This window comes from Actinoplanes sp. CA-142083 (assembly GCF_050942195.1).
Lineage (GTDB): Bacteria > Actinomycetota > Actinomycetes > Mycobacteriales > Micromonosporaceae > Actinoplanes.
Genome location: NZ_CP192076.1, coordinates 8,315,524 through 8,332,829, shown reverse-complemented (window position 1 = coordinate 8,332,829; position 17,306 = coordinate 8,315,524). Strand labels below are relative to the sequence as shown.

12 protein-coding genes are annotated in these 17,306 nt (G+C 70.5%); 7 read left to right on the top strand and 5 right to left on the bottom strand.

What is annotated here, in order from left to right; all coding sequences use genetic code 11:
* Both ACQPZX_RS38110 and ACQPZX_RS38105 read right to left on the bottom strand, forming a co-directional pair.
* On the bottom strand, positions 1 to 741 hold the full coding sequence (locus ACQPZX_RS38110) for an amino acid ABC transporter ATP-binding protein (RefSeq protein WP_433366642.1): 741 nt from the start codon (positions 739 to 741) through the stop codon (positions 1 to 3).
* The gene (locus ACQPZX_RS38105; RefSeq protein ID WP_433366639.1) at positions 738 to 1,607 is read right to left on the bottom strand and encodes an amino acid ABC transporter permease; all 870 of its coding nucleotides are present in this window, start codon (positions 1,605 to 1,607) and stop codon (positions 738 to 740) included. The genes ACQPZX_RS38110 and ACQPZX_RS38105 overlap by 4 nt, the downstream gene beginning before the upstream one ends.
* A gap of 122 nt (positions 1,608 to 1,729) precedes the next feature.
* On the opposite strand from ACQPZX_RS38105, the gene ACQPZX_RS38100 reads away from it, so the two are divergent.
* From ACQPZX_RS38100 to ACQPZX_RS38075, 6 genes are all read left to right on the top strand, one after another.
* Positions 1,730 to 2,830, top strand: coding sequence for an LLM class flavin-dependent oxidoreductase (locus tag ACQPZX_RS38100; RefSeq protein WP_433366637.1), 1,101 nt, complete (start codon positions 1,730 to 1,732; stop codon positions 2,828 to 2,830).
* A 124-nt stretch (positions 2,831 to 2,954) separates the two neighbouring features.
* Positions 2,955 to 7,694, top strand: coding sequence for a carbohydrate-binding protein (locus ACQPZX_RS38095; RefSeq protein ID WP_433366634.1), 4,740 nt, complete (start codon positions 2,955 to 2,957; stop codon positions 7,692 to 7,694).
* A gap of 76 nt (positions 7,695 to 7,770) precedes the next feature.
* Positions 7,771 to 8,397, top strand: coding sequence for a TetR/AcrR family transcriptional regulator (locus ACQPZX_RS38090; RefSeq protein WP_433366631.1), 627 nt, complete (start codon positions 7,771 to 7,773; stop codon positions 8,395 to 8,397).
* Complete coding sequence (locus ACQPZX_RS38085; protein WP_433366628.1) at positions 8,394 to 8,831, top strand: acyl-CoA thioesterase; 438 nt, start codon at positions 8,394 to 8,396, stop codon at positions 8,829 to 8,831. Before ACQPZX_RS38090 ends, ACQPZX_RS38085 begins: the two co-directional genes overlap by 4 nt.
* A gap of 77 nt (positions 8,832 to 8,908) precedes the next feature.
* Complete coding sequence (locus ACQPZX_RS38080) at positions 8,909 to 9,586, top strand: hypothetical protein (RefSeq protein ID WP_433366625.1); 678 nt, start codon at positions 8,909 to 8,911, stop codon at positions 9,584 to 9,586.
* Positions 9,587 to 9,924: 338 nt separating this feature from the next.
* Positions 9,925 to 10,770, top strand: a complete 846-nt coding sequence (locus ACQPZX_RS38075; protein ID WP_433366622.1) for an oxidoreductase — start codon at positions 9,925 to 9,927, stop codon at positions 10,768 to 10,770.
* Between the two features lie 853 nt (positions 10,771 to 11,623).
* Here ACQPZX_RS38075 and ACQPZX_RS38070 read toward each other — a convergent pair.
* Positions 11,624 to 12,718, bottom strand: a complete 1,095-nt coding sequence (locus ACQPZX_RS38070) for an aldo/keto reductase (RefSeq protein ID WP_433366620.1) — start codon at positions 12,716 to 12,718, stop codon at positions 11,624 to 11,626.
* A 99-nt stretch (positions 12,719 to 12,817) separates the two neighbouring features.
* Here ACQPZX_RS38070 and ACQPZX_RS38065 point away from each other — a divergent pair, with 99 nt between their 5' ends.
* Positions 12,818 to 15,664, top strand: a complete 2,847-nt coding sequence (locus ACQPZX_RS38065; RefSeq protein WP_433366617.1) for an ATP-binding protein — start codon at positions 12,818 to 12,820, stop codon at positions 15,662 to 15,664.
* Here ACQPZX_RS38065 and ACQPZX_RS38060 read toward each other — a convergent pair.
* Both ACQPZX_RS38060 and ACQPZX_RS38055 read right to left on the bottom strand, forming a co-directional pair.
* Complete coding sequence (locus ACQPZX_RS38060; protein ID WP_433366614.1) at positions 15,648 to 16,385, bottom strand: ABC transporter permease; 738 nt, start codon at positions 16,383 to 16,385, stop codon at positions 15,648 to 15,650. The genes ACQPZX_RS38065 and ACQPZX_RS38060 overlap by 17 nt on opposite strands.
* Entirely contained in the window at positions 16,382 to 17,272 is an 891-nt protein-coding gene (locus ACQPZX_RS38055) for an ATP-binding cassette domain-containing protein (protein ID WP_433385674.1), read from the bottom strand. The genes ACQPZX_RS38060 and ACQPZX_RS38055 overlap by 4 nt, the downstream gene beginning before the upstream one ends.
* Between the last annotated feature and the right edge of the window lie 34 nt (positions 17,273 to 17,306).

Here is a 17,306-nt window from a genome sequence, read left to right as displayed (position 1 = left end):
TTAGGAAAGAACCTTGGAAAGGAAGGCACGGGTGCGGTCGTGGACGGGCGCGTCGAGGACCTGGGCCGGCGGGCCGTGCTCGACGATGCGGCCGTCGTCGAGGAAGACGATCGAGTCGGCCGCCTCCCGGGCGAAGCCGATCTCGTGCGTGACCACGATCATCGTGGTGCCGGCCTTCGCCAGGTCGCGCATGACGTCGAGCACCTCGCCGACCAGCTCGGGGTCGAGCGCGGAGGTGGGCTCGTCGAAGAGGACCAGCTTGGGGTCGAGGGCCAGCGCCCGGGCGATCGCCACCCGCTGCTGCTGGCCGCCGGAGAGCTGACGGGGGTACGCCTTCTCCTTGTCCTCCAGGCCGACCTTCCGCAGCAACTCGGACGCGGTGTCCTTCGCCCCGGGACGCTTGCGGATCGCCTCGACGACGTTCTCGAGGACGGTGAGGTGCGGGAAGAGGTTGAAGGTCTGGAAGACGAAGCCGATGTTGGCCCGCTGCTTGAGAACGTGGCGCTCGGGGAGCTCGTGCAGCCGGTTGCCGTCCTGGCGGTAGCCGATGAGCTCGCCGTCGACGCGGACGTGGCCGCGGTCGACCTTCTCCAAATGGTTGATGGTGCGTAGCAGCGTCGACTTGCCGGAGCCGCTCGGACCCAGGATGACGGTGACGCTGCCCTTCCCGATGGTCAGGTCGATGCCCTTGAGCACCTCGAGCGATCCGAACGACTTGTGCACGCCGCTGATCTCGATCATCGCCGCCATCCCCGGGAGAAGTGCCGCTCGACGTAGTGCTGGAAGAAGCTCAGGACGGCGGTGAGGATCACGTACCAGACGGTGGCGACCAGCAGCAGCGGGACGACCCGGCCGTTGCGGCCGTAGATGACCTGTACCTGGTAGAACAGCTCGCCGATCGCCAGCACGTAGACCACCGACGTGCTCTTGAGCAAGTTGACCAGCTCGTTGGCGGCGCTGGGCAGGATCGCCCGCATGGCCTGGGGGAGCAGGATGCGGCGGAACTGCCGCAGGCGCGGGATGCCGAGCGCGGCGGCGGCTTCCAGCTGGCGCTGGTCGACCGAGATGATGCCGGCGCGGACGATCTCGGCGGCGTACGCGGCCTCGTGCAACGCGAGGCCGATCAGCGCCGCGCCGATCGAGCTGACCAGGTTGCCGGTGCCGAAGTGCAGGAAGCCCGGTCCGAAGGGGACACCGATCTGGAGGCTGTCGTAGAGGTAGCCGAGGTTGGCCCAGAACAGCAGCTGCACGATCAGCGGGACCGAGCGGAACACCCAGATGTAGGTCCAGCTCACCGAGCGCAGCACCGGGTTGCGGGACAGTCGCATCGGGGCCAGGACGATGCCGCCGAGGAAGCCCAGGACGGCGCCGGCGAAGGTCAGCTCCAGCGTGATGACCAGCGCGTCCATCACCGACTTCTCGAAGAAGTAGCCGGCGAAGGTCGCCCAGTCCCAGCCCGGGTTGGTGACCAGGCCGTGCACGAACTGGGCGACCAGGATCAGGACGGCGGCGGCGCCGGCCCAGCGCCAGGGGTGGCGGGCCGGCACCACGGTCAACGGTTCGGCCGCTTCGGGCGGCGCGGCTCGGGACTCCGACAGAACACTCACATCTCGGAAGCTAGGGCCGGGCGACCGTTCCCCACAAGTCCTACGGGCATTGAAGGAAATTACCGAGTTGTCAACGACCCACGCCCTTGCCTTTTAGCCTAGTTCGGCTATAGGAAAAGAGGATGACTGTTCCGCTGTCGATCCTGGATCTCGCGCCGCTGGTCGCCGGTGGCACCGCCGGTGACGCCCTGCGCCGCACGCTCGACCTGGCCCGGCGGGCCGAGCAGTTCGGCTACCACCGGTACTGGGTGGCCGAGCACCACCTGACTCCCGGCGTGGCCAGCTCCCAGCCGGCCCTGCTGCTCGGGCAGATCGCCGCGGTCACCGACCACATCCGGCTCGGCTCGGGGGCGGTGCAGACCGGTTTTCTCACCCCGCTCGGCGTCGTCGAGCAGTGGGGGCTGCTCGACGCGCTCTATCCGAGCCGTTTCGACCTCGGCCTCGGCCGCAGCGCCCAGCGCCGCAAGGCGCCGGAGGAGACGGCGACCGAGGCGCGAGTCGTGGATGGGTTGGTCATCCCGAAGTCGTTCTCGTTCGCGCCGATCCTGCGGTCGGCCCGGTCGGCGCTCTTCTTCAAGCTGCTGCACCAGCCCGAGGCGGTCCCCGTCGACTTGGACACCGCGATCGCCGACATCGAGACGCTGCTGGCCGGCCCCTACACCGACGGCGAGGGGAACGAGGCCCGGGCCGTGCCGGGGGAGGGCGCCGACCTGCAGATCTGGGTGCTCGGGTCGAGCGGCGGCGAGAGCGCCCGGGTGGCCGGCGCGCGCGGGCTGCCGTTCGCCGCCAACTACCACGTCTCGCCGGCCCGGGTGCTGGAGGCCGTCGAGGCGTACCGATCGGCCTTCCGCCCCTCGGCGACCCTCGCCGAGCCGAAAGTCATGGTCTCGGCCGACGTGATCGTGGCCGAGGACGACGAGACGGCCCGCCACCTGGCCACCCCGTACGGCCTGTGGGTGCGCAGCGTCCGCACCGGCGAGGGCGCGATCCCGTACCCGAGCATCGCGGACGCGGAAGCCTACGAGTGGACCGAGGAGGAGCGGCTGCTGGTCGCCGACCGGGTGGAGACGCAGTTCGCCGGCTCGCCCGACACCGTCGCCGAGCGCCTGGAGACCCTGCGCCGCGTCACCGGCGCCGACGAGCTGCTGGTCACCACGATGACGCCGGACCACGCCGACCGCGTGCGCTCGTTCGAGCTGCTCGCCAAGCGCTGGTACGGCTGAGACCGGAACACGAACGTTTCCGTTCGCGACGTCTGTTGATCACTGTGGGAAAGCTGTGAGTTCGCGCGTGCTGCGGAGGGTCTTCGATGGCCCATCGTCAGCACCGCGCACAAGGAGTAGCCCTGTGAGGCATCGACTACGCAAGCACGTGGTGTGGCCCGTGCTGCTGGTCGCGCTGGTCGCCGGATCCGAAACCGTGGTCGTGCCCTCCGCTCAAGGGGCCGAAACCACACCGGGGACGGCGCCGACGCTCAATCTCGGCAACGGGCAGACGCTCGACGGAACCACCGAGGTCGTCGCCGAACCGGCGACCGAGGGGGACTCGGTCGTCTCGCTCACCGTGGACGGCGACGAGGTCGACGCCGGCAAGACCGCGGGCACCGCGCACCTGAGCTTCGACATGGGTGGCAACGGCACCGAGGCCCGCTACCACAACTACATCCTGGTCAACGAGCACACCGAGAAGGTCTGGTTCCCCGATGCCGCGGGCGGTGTGCGCGGCACGCTGGACTTCCCGGGCAACTGGCTGCACGAGGGCAACAACACCGTCACCGTGTACGCCGGCGCGAACTGGGTCGACACGACCAACACCGCCGCGGTGGGGGTCGAGACGCTGCCCAACGGCGAGGGCCTGCGCTGCCCGAACTACGACGACTTCACGCTGACCAGCATCGGCCTCGGGCTGCTCGGTGTGGTGGCCGACGCCGAGCAGAACGCGTTCAGCTACACCTTCGGCGACGGCACCTGCGGCAGCTCGAAGAAGCTGCTCACCCAGCCGCTGACCTTCGTGGTCTCGGGCGAGCCGGGCAGCACCGCCGGCCTGTCGGCCGACCTGGACACCACGAAGCTGTCCAACGGCGACCACACGATCGCGGCGACCACCGCGTCGGGCGCCAAGGCGAGCGTCACCGTCGAGGTCAACAACGACCCGGCCGGCGCCGCGAAGATCACCCCCGACGACGGCGCGCTGATCCGCGGCGAGCAGCGGGTCGTCGCTGCCCCGCCGGCCGGCGGCGCGCGGGTCGAGTCGCTCAAGGTCGACGGCGACGCCGCCGAGGACGACGAGACCCTGGCCGCGGGCACCGCGACGCTGGGCCTCACGGTCGAGGCCGGCAACTCGGCCGAGGCGAAGTACCACAACTACCTGCTGGTCAACGGCAACCGGGTGGACCTGGGCGGCGACTACGGGGTGGCCGGGGCCGAGCCGGTCAGCATCGCCTTCCCGGCCTGGTTCCTGCACGCCGGCGACAACACGATCCAGCTGCGCACCGGCGACTACAACGGCACGTCGGCGGGCGCGACCTGCGCGAACCACGACGACTTCAAGGTGACCCGCTCGTCGGCGAACCTCGGGTTGAGCATCGCGGGCACGGTGACGGCGGGTGACACGTACGTGATCACCACCAGCGGAACCACCGAGACGAAGGCCGTGACGACGGCCGAAAGCATCGCCTTGGGCGATGGCACTTGCGGCGCCAACAAGGACCTGGAGCTGCACTACGCGATCGACGGCGCGCCGGTCACCCGCACGATCGACACCCTCGCGAGCGGCGGCGACGCCCACCTCAAGGTGTTCGTGGGCGGCAACGGCTCGGACGGCGGCTACGACAACACCGTGGTGATCAACGGGATCCCGCTCTCCCTCGGGCTGTGGGAGAAGGAGGTAGCCGACCTCGCGTTCCCGAACGAGTGGCTGGTTCCGGGCGTCAACAGCGTCGAGTTCGTGGCCGGCACCGACCACGGCAGCGCCAAGCCGGGCGGCTGCGACAACTACGACGACTTCACGCTGCGCGACTTCCAGCTGGCCCCGGTGGGCGGCACGGCGACGCAGCTGACCAAGGAGATCGCCGAGAACACGGTCACCATCGGCTCGGCCAGTTACCCGGCCGGCGCCCAGGTCACCACCTACATCGGCGACGGCACCTGCGGCAGCAGCTACAACTACGCCTACCGCAAGGTGATCATGTTTGACGTCGAGGGGGCGACGCTCGGCAAGCGCGCCGACATCGACACCGCCAAGCTCGGCGACGGCAAGCACCTGATCACCGCGGTGGCCGGCGGCAAGACCTCGACCCGCCACGTCACCGTCGACAACTCCGCCCCCGTGGTCGAGGACAGCGTCCCGGCCGAGGGGCAGCGGCTCACTTCGACGGTCGCGCTGACCGTCAAGGTGACCGATGCGTCCGGCGTCGCCGGCGCGCCCGCGATCACCTTGGACGGGGCGGCGGTGAAGGAGGGCGACGAGATCGGGCACGGGCTGCCCGCCGGCGACCACACGATCGCCGTCACGGCCGCCGACAAGCTCGGCAACACCGCGACCCGGCAGATCCGCTTCACCAGCGCGAGCATCCCCGATGTGCCGACCGATTTGTCCGCTTCGACAACGAGCAGCGCCGCTCAGCTCTCGGCGCGCATCCCGGGCGCGGCCGGCACGCCGCTGACCGCGACCTTCACGAAAGCCGCGGTCACCCTGCCGGCCGGCGGGTACCAGGGCGTCGCCGGGAAAACACCGACCACCTTGGACGTCGCCCACGACGCGACCGTCGACGTGAAGTCGCTGCAACCGCTCGACGGCACGACGATCGACACGCCGTCCGGCCGGGACGTGGTGTTCCAGCGCTACGACCTCGCCGCCGCCGCGAACGCCACCCTGCGCTGGGAGGGCACGATCGACCCGGCCCGGGTCGTGGCGCTGCGCGTCTGGGACCCGGCCGCCACCAAGTGGGTCGCGCTCACCAGCTCGCGCGGCAAGTCCGACACGACCACGGTGCTCACCGCGGCGCTGCCCGCGGCCTATGTCGACGGTGGCAAGGCACACGTCCTGGTCACCGGCGAGGACCCGTTCGCCGACGACCTGTCGCCGCGCGACGCGAGCGCCCAGAACGACAAGGACCACTTCGAGGACCCCGCGTCGTACGACTTCTCGCTCGCGCACTTCACCGACACGCAGTACCTGACCGAGGGCGCGGCCGGTGGCACGTACGACGACTGGGACGGCAAGGCCGAGGCGTCCGACGTGGAGACCGCCGACGAGCAGGCCATCTGGCAGGCGGCGTACCGGTCCGAGACGCAGTGGATCGCGGACAACGCGGCGTCGCGGAAGATCTCGTACACGGCGCACACCGGTGACGTGATCGAGAACGACTACTACGATCCGCTCGCGAAGAACCCGGATGGCTCGCTGGCGCGACCGGGCCTCAACGAGGAGGTCGAGAAGGAGCTGGCGGTCTCGTCGGGCTTCCAGAAGATCCTCGACGACAACGGCGTGGTCAACCAGGTCATCGCCGGCAACCACGACAACCAGCTCGGCGCCGAGACCGGGCCGGCGTCCCGGTTCAGCAAGACGTTCAGTGCCGACCGGTACTACCAGGCCGCCCGGAAATGGCCGGCCGGGGACTCGTACCACGCGTGGGACGAGACCACGACCACGCCGGGCAAGGACAACCAGAACAACTACGTGCTGTTCTCGGCCGGCGGCCTCGACTTCGTCGCGGTCGGCCTGTCCTACGGCGTCACCAAGGAGGAGGCCGCCTGGGCCGACTCGATCTTCAAGCGGTACAAGGACCGCAACGGGATCCTGCTCTCCCACGACTACCTCAAGCCGTCCACCAACGCGGACGGCCGGGGCGCGGCGTTCTCCGAGCCGGACGGGTCGGCGCTCTACAAGCAGGTCGTCACGGCCAACCCCAACGTCTTCCTGGTGCTGGCCGGCCACGAGCACGGCGTCGGCACCAACCTGAAGACGAACCTCGGCCCGACCGTCAGCCACGACGTCGTCGAGCTGCTCGCGGACTACCAGTTCTACACGGTTCCGGCGTCCCAGCTGTGGCCGTCGAAGGTGGACGCGAGCGGCAACATCGACGTCAACGGCGACGGCACGGTCGACCACAAGGCCACCGACCGGCTGCAGTTCGGCGCGAGCTTCCTGCGCCTGCTGCAGTTCGACGTCAAGCGCGCCGAGATGCACATCGACACCTACTCGCCGCTCCTCAACAATTTCGGGGCGACCGAGTGCGACATCCGGCAGGACGGCAGCCAGAACACGCCGCGCTACAACGGCGCCGAGGACAACCTCACCCTGCCGGTCGACCTGACCAGCCGGAAGACGTCGTTCTCCACCGACTCCCTCGCGGCCTACGTGCCGTCCGGGGAGATCGGCACGGCGTCGATCACCGCGGGCGAGACGGCGACGGCGACGTGGCCGGGGCTGACGCCAGGTTCCTCGTACGCGTGGATCGTGGCGGCCAAGAGCGCGGACGGCGGCTTCTCGACGGCTCAGCCGGCCGTGTTCCGTACGCCCAAGGTGACGTCGACGGTGACCGCGACCTCCGCACCCACCGCTTGGGGCACCGCGGCGACGGTGAAGGTCAAGGTCTCCGCGCCGCCGCCGGTGACCGGCACGGTCGAGCTGCGGGAAGGCGACGTCGTGCGCGGCTCGGCCGGGGTGACCGGCGGGAACGCGACCTTCAAGCTGCCGCCGGGACTCGCGGGCGGCACCCACCAGCTGACCGTGACCTACTCGGGCAGCGACACGGTTGAGCCGGCGCAGGCCGCGGTGACCGTCACGGTAACCCTGCCGCCGGCCTGGTCGGCCCGGACCGTCTACCGCGGCGGCGAGCAGGTCACCTACCAGGGCCGGGTCTACCTGGCGTCGTGGTGGACCCTCGATCAAAGGCCGGGCGACGCGTACGGCGCATGGCAGGAGATCGCGTTGACCGAGGGCGGGGACGCGCTCTGGACGGCATCGCGGATCTTCAACGCCGGTGAGAAGGCGGTTTACCAGGGCCGGACCTACAAGGCCCTGTGGTGGACGCGGAACCAGAAGCCCGGGGACGCCTTCGGCCCCTGGAAGCTGCTCCCCTGATCGACGGGCCCGCCACGAGAGTGGCGGGCCCCACAGCTTTGTTTACGACCGGTCGGTCGTTTTGTAGGCTCGGGGCATGACAGTCGACGGCCGCCTCGCCCGCGGCGAGCGCACCCGCACCGCGGTGCTCGACCGCGCCCTGGTGCTGGCCACCTCCGAGGGCCTCGACGGGCTCTCGCTCAACCAGCTCGCCGTCGCGCTCGGCATCAGCAAGGCCGGCCTGTTCGCGCATTGGCGCTCCAAGGAGTCGCTGCAGCTCGCCGTCATCGAGCACGCCCGGGCGCAGTGGACCACCGAGGTGATCCGGCCCGCCCTGCAGGCCCCGCGCGGCGTTCGCCGGCTCTGGGCCCTGCACGACCGGCGGCTCGCCTTCTACGAGGCCGAGCGGCTGCCCGGCGGCTGCTTCTTCGCCAACGCCAACTTCGAGTTCAACGCCCGCCCCGGCGAGATCCGCGACCGGCTCGCGGTCCAGCTCCGGGACTGGATGGCGTTCCTCACCTCGCTCGCGGCCGACGCGATCGCCGTGGGCGACCTGCGGCCGGAGGCCGACGCCGGCGCCATCGCGTACGCGGTGGAGTCGCTCGGCGTCTGCGCCGTGATGCAGGCGCCCGTGCTCGAGGACACCTTCGCTCACGCCCGCAACGCCCTGCTGGGGCACCTGCGGGCGCTCGCCACCGACCCGACTCTCCTGGAGCTGCCATGACCGCCGCCGTCGCCTACGGGCACACCACCCGCGTACCGGTGCATTTCGACGACCTCGACGCCCTCGGGGTGCTGCACAACTCCCGCTACGCCGTCATGATCGAGCGAGCGATGATCAATTGGTGGGCCGAGCGCGGCGTATCCTTCGCCGACGGCCGCCCGACCACGCCCGACGCGTTCAACGTCGTCCGCGAATACGCGATCACCTTCCATGTGCCGGTGCGCGGCACCGGCGAGATCGCCGTGCATTTCTGGGTGGAGAGCCTCGGCACCACCAGCGCCGACTATCGCTTCCGCTTCACGTCGGCCGACAACCAGATCGTGTACGCCGAGGGCAGGCGCGTGAACATCCACCTCGACCCCGCGACGATGCGTCCGTCGCCGTGGACCGAGTCGGGGCGGGAGCTCGCCGCGCAGCTCCTGCGCGAGGTCTAGCCACCGGCCGGGTCGCCTGGCGCGCTCGTGCCACGCCAGGCGCCCGCGTGGTTGTGCCGCGTGATGGTGCCGCGCTCTTGGCGCCGCGTTTCAGTGCGGCTCAGGGCATGGCCGGGCCTTCCTCGGCGGTGCCGATCGTCTCGGTGCCGGTGGTCTCCGTGCCGGTCGTTTCCGTGCCGGTGGTCTCCGTCGGGGTCGTCTCGGTTCCTGTCGTCTCCGTGCCGGTGGTTTCGGTCGGCATCGTCTCTGTGCCGGTGGTTTCGGTCGGCATCGTCTCTGTGCCGGTGGTTTCGGTTGGCATCGTCTCTGTGCCGGTGGTTTCTGTGGGCGTCTCGGCCGGTGTCTCGGGCGTGCCCACCGGCTCTACCGTCGAGGTCGGCTCGGTGGTCGGTGCGGCGGTGGTGGGCTCGGTTGTCGGAGCGGCCGTCGGCTCGGTTGTCGGAGCGGCCGTCGGCTCGGTGGTGGGCGCGGCCGTCGGCTCAGTGGTGGGCGCTGCAGTGGGCTCGGTCGTGGGAGCCGTGGTCGGTGCTGTGGTCGTCGGAGCCGTGGTCGGTTCGGTCGTGGGCGGGGTCATTCCGCCCGGGCCCGTCGGCATCGGCCAATCCTCGGGCGGCATCTCGAACTGCCCCAGGATCGCGTCGATCGGCCAGTCGTCGTTGCTCACCGTGATGATCATTATGTGCAGGGGGTTGAGCGGCATCCCCGCCCCGCACATCGGGTCGCCGGGCGGACAGTTGACGGCCGAGACCGTCTGATCGCCCGGGCCGAGCGGCGGCGGGGCGGCCTGCGCCGGCGCCGCCCCGATCGTCGCCCCGGCCAGCAGTCCCGCGCCGAGCAGGGTGAGATTCCGCATGTGCCTGTTCATGTCAGAGCCTTTCCAGAAGGACCGTTTACGCGCACAGTCCAGCACGGCATTTCAGATCATTTCTGCCGCTCGGAGGAATAGCAGCCGATGTCGGGTTCCGGGCCCTGACCAGGGAATACTCCACAGGGGACGCTTCCCCGCGACGCGCGTGTCAAACCACTTCATTTCCGGAAAAGGGGTTCCGCCGGACCCTCCCTGCACGCCGCCACCCCGCGAAACAATGGCCGCATGACAACAACGTGGCTGATCACCGGATGTTCGACCGGCCTGGGCCGGGCCCTCGCCGAGGCGGTGCTGGAGCGGGGTGACAACGCCGCGGTCACGGCCCGGGATGTGACCGCGGTCGAGGACCTCACGAAGGCGTACGCGTCAAATGCCCTCGCCCTTGCTCTTGACGTCACCGACGCCTCGCAGGTCGCCGCCGCGACGAGGGCGGCGACCGAGCGGTTCGGCGCCATCGACGTGCTGGTCAACAACGCCGGGTACGGCTACCGCGCGGCCGTCGAGGAGGGCGACCCGGGCGACGTGCAAACGCTGTTCGACACGAACTTCTTCGGCGCCGTCGCGATGATCAAGGCGGTGCTACCCGGCATGCGCGCCCGCCGCAGCGGCGCGATCGTCAACATCTCCTCGATCGGCGCAAAGGTCTGCCCGCCCGGCTCCGGCTACTACGCGGCGGTGAAATCGGCGCTCGAGGGCATGACCGGCTCGCTGCGCAAGGAGGTCGCGCCGCTCGGGATCACGGCGATGGCGGTCGAGCCGGGCGGCTTCCGCACCGACTTCGCGGGGCGCTCGCTGACCCAGTCGGCGACGGCGATCGCCGACTATGCCGACACCGCGGGCAAACGCCGCAAGGAGAACGATCCCACCCACGGCACCCAGCCCGGCGACCCTTCGCGCGCCGCCGAGGCCATCATCAAGGCCGTCTCGTCACCGGCGCCGCCGGCCATGCTCGTGCTGGGGAACGACGCTTTGAGCGCGTATGCCGCGGTGCTCGACGCCCAGCGTGCGGAGCTGGAGGAGTGGCGCGAGGTGAGCGCCGCCACGGACCTTCCGGGAGCCGACGGCGAGTGACCCGAGGGCGGCGTGGCCTGTCACCGCGAGCCGGGGCTTGCCATGGCCCGGCTGTGCGTGGTCGCCGTGGTTGCCGCCCGCCGGGGCGATCGGTGGCTGGGCGGGGTTTGCCATGGCGCGAGCCGTACGTGGTCGCCGTGGTTGCCGCCCGCCGGGGTGATCGGTGGCTGCGCTGGTTTGCCGTGGCCCGGGCTGTGCGTGGTCGCCGTGGTTGCCGCCCGTCGCGGTCGTTTCTGGCTGTCTCCCACGCCTGGCATTGTCTTGGCTCGCGCGCCTGACGCGGCCGCCGCTGGATCATGATGAGTTCCGGTTCGGCGCTGACCGGAACTCATCATCCTCGACCGGCCTTGATCAAGTAGTGGTCGACATGAGCGGATATTTCCGGCGGAGCGTCCGTAGGATGGGACGCGTGGTCCAGTCGGCAGGACGCGCGGCCAGCATGCGGGAAGCGCTCCACTATGCGAGAGTCGCCGCCACAGCGCGGGATCCGGCCTCGGCGCGACGGGCCGCAGTCGCCGCGAGTGCCGGCGCCCGGGCCATGGCGATCCAGCCCAGCCACGGATGACCGCGACTCGCCGTGCCCGTCGCGCCCACCCGTGCCGTCGCGCCCACCCGTGCCGTCGAGCCCACCTGTGACCGGCTGCGCCCACCCGTGCCGTCGAGCCCACCTGTGACCGGCTGCGCCCACCCGTGCCCGCCGCGGCGCTCACCCGTGCCCGCCGCGGCGCCCACTCGTGCCCGCCGCGGCGCCCACTCGCGGGTGCCCTGAGTGGGCGCGGGTCGGGGCCATGGCGGGCTTAGCCGCGGAGGAGCTTCATTGCCTCGACGAAGTCGTGGACGAAAGTGCCGTTGTTCATGAGGGGACTCCGTTGAAGACGGGCGGGTTGTACGTGGCGGGCTTGTCGCCGATGCCGAGGCCGGGGCTGACCACCCAGGACTGGTACTGCGGCGTGAACATCGAGTAGAGGGCGCCGGTCTGCGGGGCGCTGGCCTCGTCGAGTTGTTGCCGCGCGGCCGCGGGGATCTCGAAGTCGAGCGCGCCGAGCGTGACGTCGAGCTGTGCTGGGCTGCTCGCGCCGACCACGACCGAGGAGACGGCGGGCTGGGTGGCCACCCAGTTGACCGCGACCTGCGCCATCGGGCGGCCGAGATCGGCAGTCACCTTCTCGAGGGCCTCGATGACCTGCCAGTCGTGCGATGTGATCGGCGCACCGGCGACCTCCGGCAAGCCGAGCCGGCCCTCGCCGGTGACGCCGGTGGCTGCGCGCTTGTACTTGCCGGTGAGCAGGCCGCCGCCGATCGGGCTCCACGCCGTCAGGCCCATGCCGAGGTTCTGCGCCATCGGGGTGAACTCCGCCTCGATGTGGCGGGCCTTCAGCGAGTACGGCAGCTGCACGGTGACGATCGGCGGCAGGCCGTGCGCCTCGGCGTAGCTCTGGGCGCGGGCGGCGTACCAGGCGGGCACGTCGGAGAGGCCGGCGTACCGGATCTTGCCGACCCGGACCAGGTCGTCGAAGGTCTGCATGACCTCCTCGACGGGGGTGATCCGGTCCCAGGTGTGCAGCAGGTACAGGTCGAGGTAGTCGGTGCCGAGCCGGCGCAGCGACGCCTCGACCGCGCGCACGATGTGCTTGCGGCCGTTGCCGCTGGCGTTCGGGTCGGTGGGGTCGATGGTGTTGGTGAACTTGCTGGTCAGCACCAGCCGCTCGCGGTTGCCGGCCTTGGCGATCAGGCGGCCGAGGATGCGCTCGCTCTCGCCGGCGGTGTAGAAGTCGGCGGTGTCGATGAAGTTCCCGCCGGCCTCGACGTACCGGTGGAAGATCGCCTCCGACTCCTCCTCGGTCTTGCCGTAGGCGGCGTGCCAGCCGTCGACGCCGAAGTTCATGGTCCCCAGCGCCAGGCGGCTGACCCGCAGCCCCGACCGGCCGAGCAGATAGTAGTGGTTCATCGCCCCTCCAATGGACTCATCAGTCCATACTTTTGCTCGAAAAAAGTAGACCGCCAAGTCCAAAACCTGTGAGGATCGGCACGTACTAGCCTGGCGTCGATGGACGTCGAGCTGACCGTGCTGTCGGGGGTGCGCTGGCGCGGCGAGGAGATCGCCGGGGAGCGGCTGCGCGGCTTGCTGGTGCTGCTCGCCGACGACCTCCGGGCGGGGTGCAGCGCGTCCCGGCTCGTCGCGGAGCTCTGGCCCGGCGAGATGCCTTCGCATCCCGCGAAGGCGTTGCAGACCTTGGTCTCGCGGGCGCGGCGCCAGCTGGGTGCATCGGTCATTTCGAGCACACGTACGGGGTACCGACTCGCCCTCGAGCCATCGCAGGTCGACGCCGCGGTGGTGCTGATGCGGGCCGACGAGAGCGCCCGGTCTCTGCGCGACGGGGACGCGGCAGCGGCGGTGGCCTCGGCGGTCGCGGGGCTGGCGCAGTTCGGCGACGGCAAAGCAGACACCATCCGCGCGGCGACCTATCGGGATTTGAAGCGAGCCCGGGCGCTCGGGCTGGCTCGGCTCGGGCGAGCGGCCGAGGCGTTGCCTCTTCTGCTGGCCGAGTCTCATCACGATGAGGAAGTGCTCCTCGAACTGCTGCGTTGTGAGGCGGCGACCGCGGGGCCTCCGGCTGCGCTGGCCAGGTACGACGGTTACCGGCGGACAATGCGTGACGAGCTGGGGGCCGACCCCGGGCCGGAGTTGCGGGCGTTCCATCGGGAGCTGCTGCTCAGCGACGCGCCGGCCGTGCGCCATGGGCTGCGGGAAGAGCCGAACGAGCTGCTCGGGCGGGACGACGACATCGCGGCGGTGACGGCTCTGCTGCGTACGGCGAAGGTTGTCTCGATTGTTGGCGCCGGAGGCCTTGGTAAGACGCGGCTCGCGCAGGCGGTGGGTCGTGGGGGCCGGCAGCGGGTGGTGTGCTTCGTGGAACTGGCGGGCGTGACGGGTGATGTGCTGGGCGAGGTCGCCTCGGCGCTCGGGGTGGGGGAGTCGGGGTCGATCGAGGCGGTGGTCGGCGCGCTGGGGCCGGGGGAGGCGCTGCTGGTGCTCGACAACTGCGAGCATCTCGTGGGGGAGGCGGCCGCGGTGGTGCAGGGCCTGGTGGCGCGGGCCGGGCGGCTGCGGGTGCTGACCACGAGCCGGGCGCCGCTCGGGCTCTCCTCCGAGTCGGTGTACCCGCTCGGTGAGCTGGATCTGCCGACCACTGTGGAGCTGTTCGCGCGGCGGGCACGGGCGGCCCGCCCGGGCGCGGAGTTGCCTGCTGACGCCGTACGCGAATTGTGCTGGCATTTGGATGGTCTTCCGCTGGCGGTGGAGCTGGCCGCGGCGCGGGTGCGCGTGATGTCGGTGGCCGAGATCGGGCGGCGGTTGGACGACCGGTTCGCGCTGTTGCGGGGTGGCGCCCGGGATGCGCCGGAGCGGCACCGGACGCTGCACGCGGTGATCGACTGGAGTTGGCATCTGCTGTCGCCGTCCTCCCGGGCCGAGATGCGCGCGTTGTCGATCTTTCCCGGTGGCTTCCCGATCGCGGCGGCCGGCGATGTCGACGAGCTCGTCGATCAGTCCCTGCTCAAGGTCGTCGACGGGCCGGGCGGCACGCGATATCGGATGCTGGAGACCGTTCGCTCGTTCAGCGCGGCGCGGCGGGAGGAGGCCGGGGAGACCTCCGCCGCGGTGGACCGCCTGCTGGCCTGGGCGCGCGGCATGGGCGTGATGTCGGTCGAGGAGGCCGTCGCCGCGGTCGAGACGGTCCGGGCCGAGCAGGACAATCTGGCGCTGGCTCTCCGGTACGGCCTGGAGCGCGGCGACGGTGGGGCGGTCGCGGCGGCGGCCTCGCTGCTCGGCACGCTGTGGATCACCGAGTCCAACGTGACCCGGATGATCGGGATGGCGTCGTCGGTGCCGGCGGGGCTGTCGGGTTACCGGCCGGCGCCGGAGCTGGTCGAGGCGGCCCGGACGGCCGCGGTGTGGAACGCGCTGATCATGTATCTGGTGCGGGGGCCGCGGCCGCTGCGCGCGCTCGCGATCCTGCGCCGGCTGCCGCCGCCCGTGCCCGGCAGCCTGATGGGGGCGGCCCAGATCGTGCTGCTCGCGGCGGATCCGCGGGAGCTCTGCGACGACCCGCGGCCGTTGATCGCGGGCATCGCGAACTATGCGCACAGCTATCAGGCCGAGTATGCGAACGACCCGGAGACGGCGCTGCGGGCGGCCAAGCGGATGCTCGGATTGCTGGGCGACGCCGATCCTTGGCTGCGGGCGCTCGCGCACGCGCGGATCGGGGAGGTTTGCCTGCACGCCGCGCCGGGGGAGGAAGCCTATCTTCATCTGCGGGCGGCGCTGTCCATCATGGAGTCGCTGGGGGCCTGGTCGAGCGCGGCCCGGGCCCGGTGGGCGCTCGTGCTGGCCGATCTGCAGCGTGGCGAGCTGGATCAGGCCGAGCAGGGGTTGGACGTTCTGGGCCGGCAGGAGGATGGGCCGCCGCTTTTCGATCTCTGTACGCGGGCGCAGATCCTTCTTGGTCGCGGGGATGTCGACGGTGGGCTGGCGTTGTGGCGGCAGGCCGCGGAGGGGGTTTCCGGGGATCTCTGGGCTTATGAGGTGCAGGCCGTTGCCGTGATCCTGCATTGCCGCCACGGGCGCTTGGATCTAATCGGACACGTCGCCTTTTTCCTTGTCAAAGCCCTCTCGGATCTCCTGCCCACCGCGCCGGCCGCCGTCTTCCGGGTCTGTGGCGTGCTGCTGCTGGCCGTCGGTCTTTCGCGCGGCTCTTCGGAGATGGTCCTGCTGGCGGAGCGGTTCGGGTGTTCGAGCACGTTCCTGCCTTTTGTTGCGGCCGCCGCCCCGCCGGACTCCGACCACGGAGCCCTGCGGGCGGCGGCCATGGCGCTGCTCAGCGATCTCGACTGAACAGCGCCCGCGCCCACGCGTAGCCGGCCGCGGCCAGGATCAGGCACCAGGCCACGGCGGTCAGGCCGTCGCGCCCGACCGGGGTGTCCAGCATCAGCCCACGCAGGCTGTCGATGATCGGGGTGAACGGCTCGTGCGCGGCGAACCAGCGGACCGCGCCCGACATCGACTCCGGCGGGACGAACGCGCTGCTCAGGAACGGCAGCAGCTGGATGATCAGAGTGAACGGCGCGGTCGCCTCGGCGGTCGGCGCGGCCAGGCCGGCGGCCACCCCGAGCCAGGTCAGCGCGATCGTGAGCAGCGTGAGCAGTCCGGCCGCGCCGAGCCAGCGGACCGGGTCGCCGTGCGGGCGGAACCCGAGGGCGAGGGCCACGCCGATCACCAGGACGGCGCTGACCAGCGTGCGGACGGTCGAGCCGATCACGTGGCCGGTCAGCACCGACGTACGGGAAATGGCCATCGTGCGGAACCGGTCGATGATGCCGGCGGTCATGTCGCGGTTCACCGCGAGCGCGGTCGTCGTCGCGCCGTAGCCGACGGTCATCAGCAGCACGCCGGCCACGACGTAGTTGGTGTAGTCGGCCTGGCGGAAGGCGCCGCCGAACACCCCGACGAAAAGCAGGAGCAGCACCACGGGCAGGCCGATTGTCATGATGAGGGCGCTGGGGTTGCGGGTGGTGTGGCGGACATTGCGGCGGAGCATGGTCGTGGCGTCGCTCATCGTTTCTCTCCCGTCATCGCCAGGAACACGTCGTCGAGATCGGGCTTGTGGACGGAGAGAGATTCGAAGTTCTTTATCTGCGCCAGCACTGCTCGCACGTCCACCCCCGGCACCCGCAGCGCCAGAGCGTCGTCGTCCCTCGTTGCTTGATCGAAGATCTCTGCCGCGGCCTTCAGCGCGTCGGCGTCAGCAAATTCCACGCGTACGTGTCCGCCCGCGACCCCGCGCTTGAGCTCCGCCGCCGTCCCCTCGGCCACCAGCCGTCCGCCGTCGAGGATCGCTATCCGGTCGGCGAGCCGGTCCGCCTCCTCCAGGTACTGCGTGGTCAGGAAGATCGTCACCCCGCCGGCCACCAGGTCCTCGACCGTCTGCCACATCATCCGCCGGCTGCGCGGATCGAGCCCGGTCGTCGGCTCGTCCAGGAAGATTACCTTCGGACTGCCCACCAGCGTCATCGCCAGATCGAGCCGCCGGCGCATGCCACCCGAGTAGGTGGACACCGGCTTGCGGGCCGCTTCCGCGAGGTCGAACTTCTCCAGCAGCCCCGCGATCTGCTTTCCGGCTTTCCGGAGGTGATGGAGATCGGCCATCAGAGCCAGGTTCTCCTCGCCGGTGAGCAGGTCGTCCACCGCCGAGAACTGCCCCGTGACCCCGATGCTCGCCCGCACCGCGTCCGGTTCTGCCCGCACGTCGTGCCCCGCCACCGTAGCCACCCCGGCGTCGAACCGAATCAGCGTCGACAAAATCCGTACCGTCGTGGTCTTGCCCGCCCCGTTGGGCCCGAGCAACGCGAAGGTCGTCCCTTCGCCCACTTCGAAGTCGATCCCGTCGAGCACCACTTTGTCGCCAAAGGCCCTACGCAGCCCACGCACCGCGATCGCAGTCATCGCACTCCCCTCCTCGCTTTCCGAGGGGAGCTTC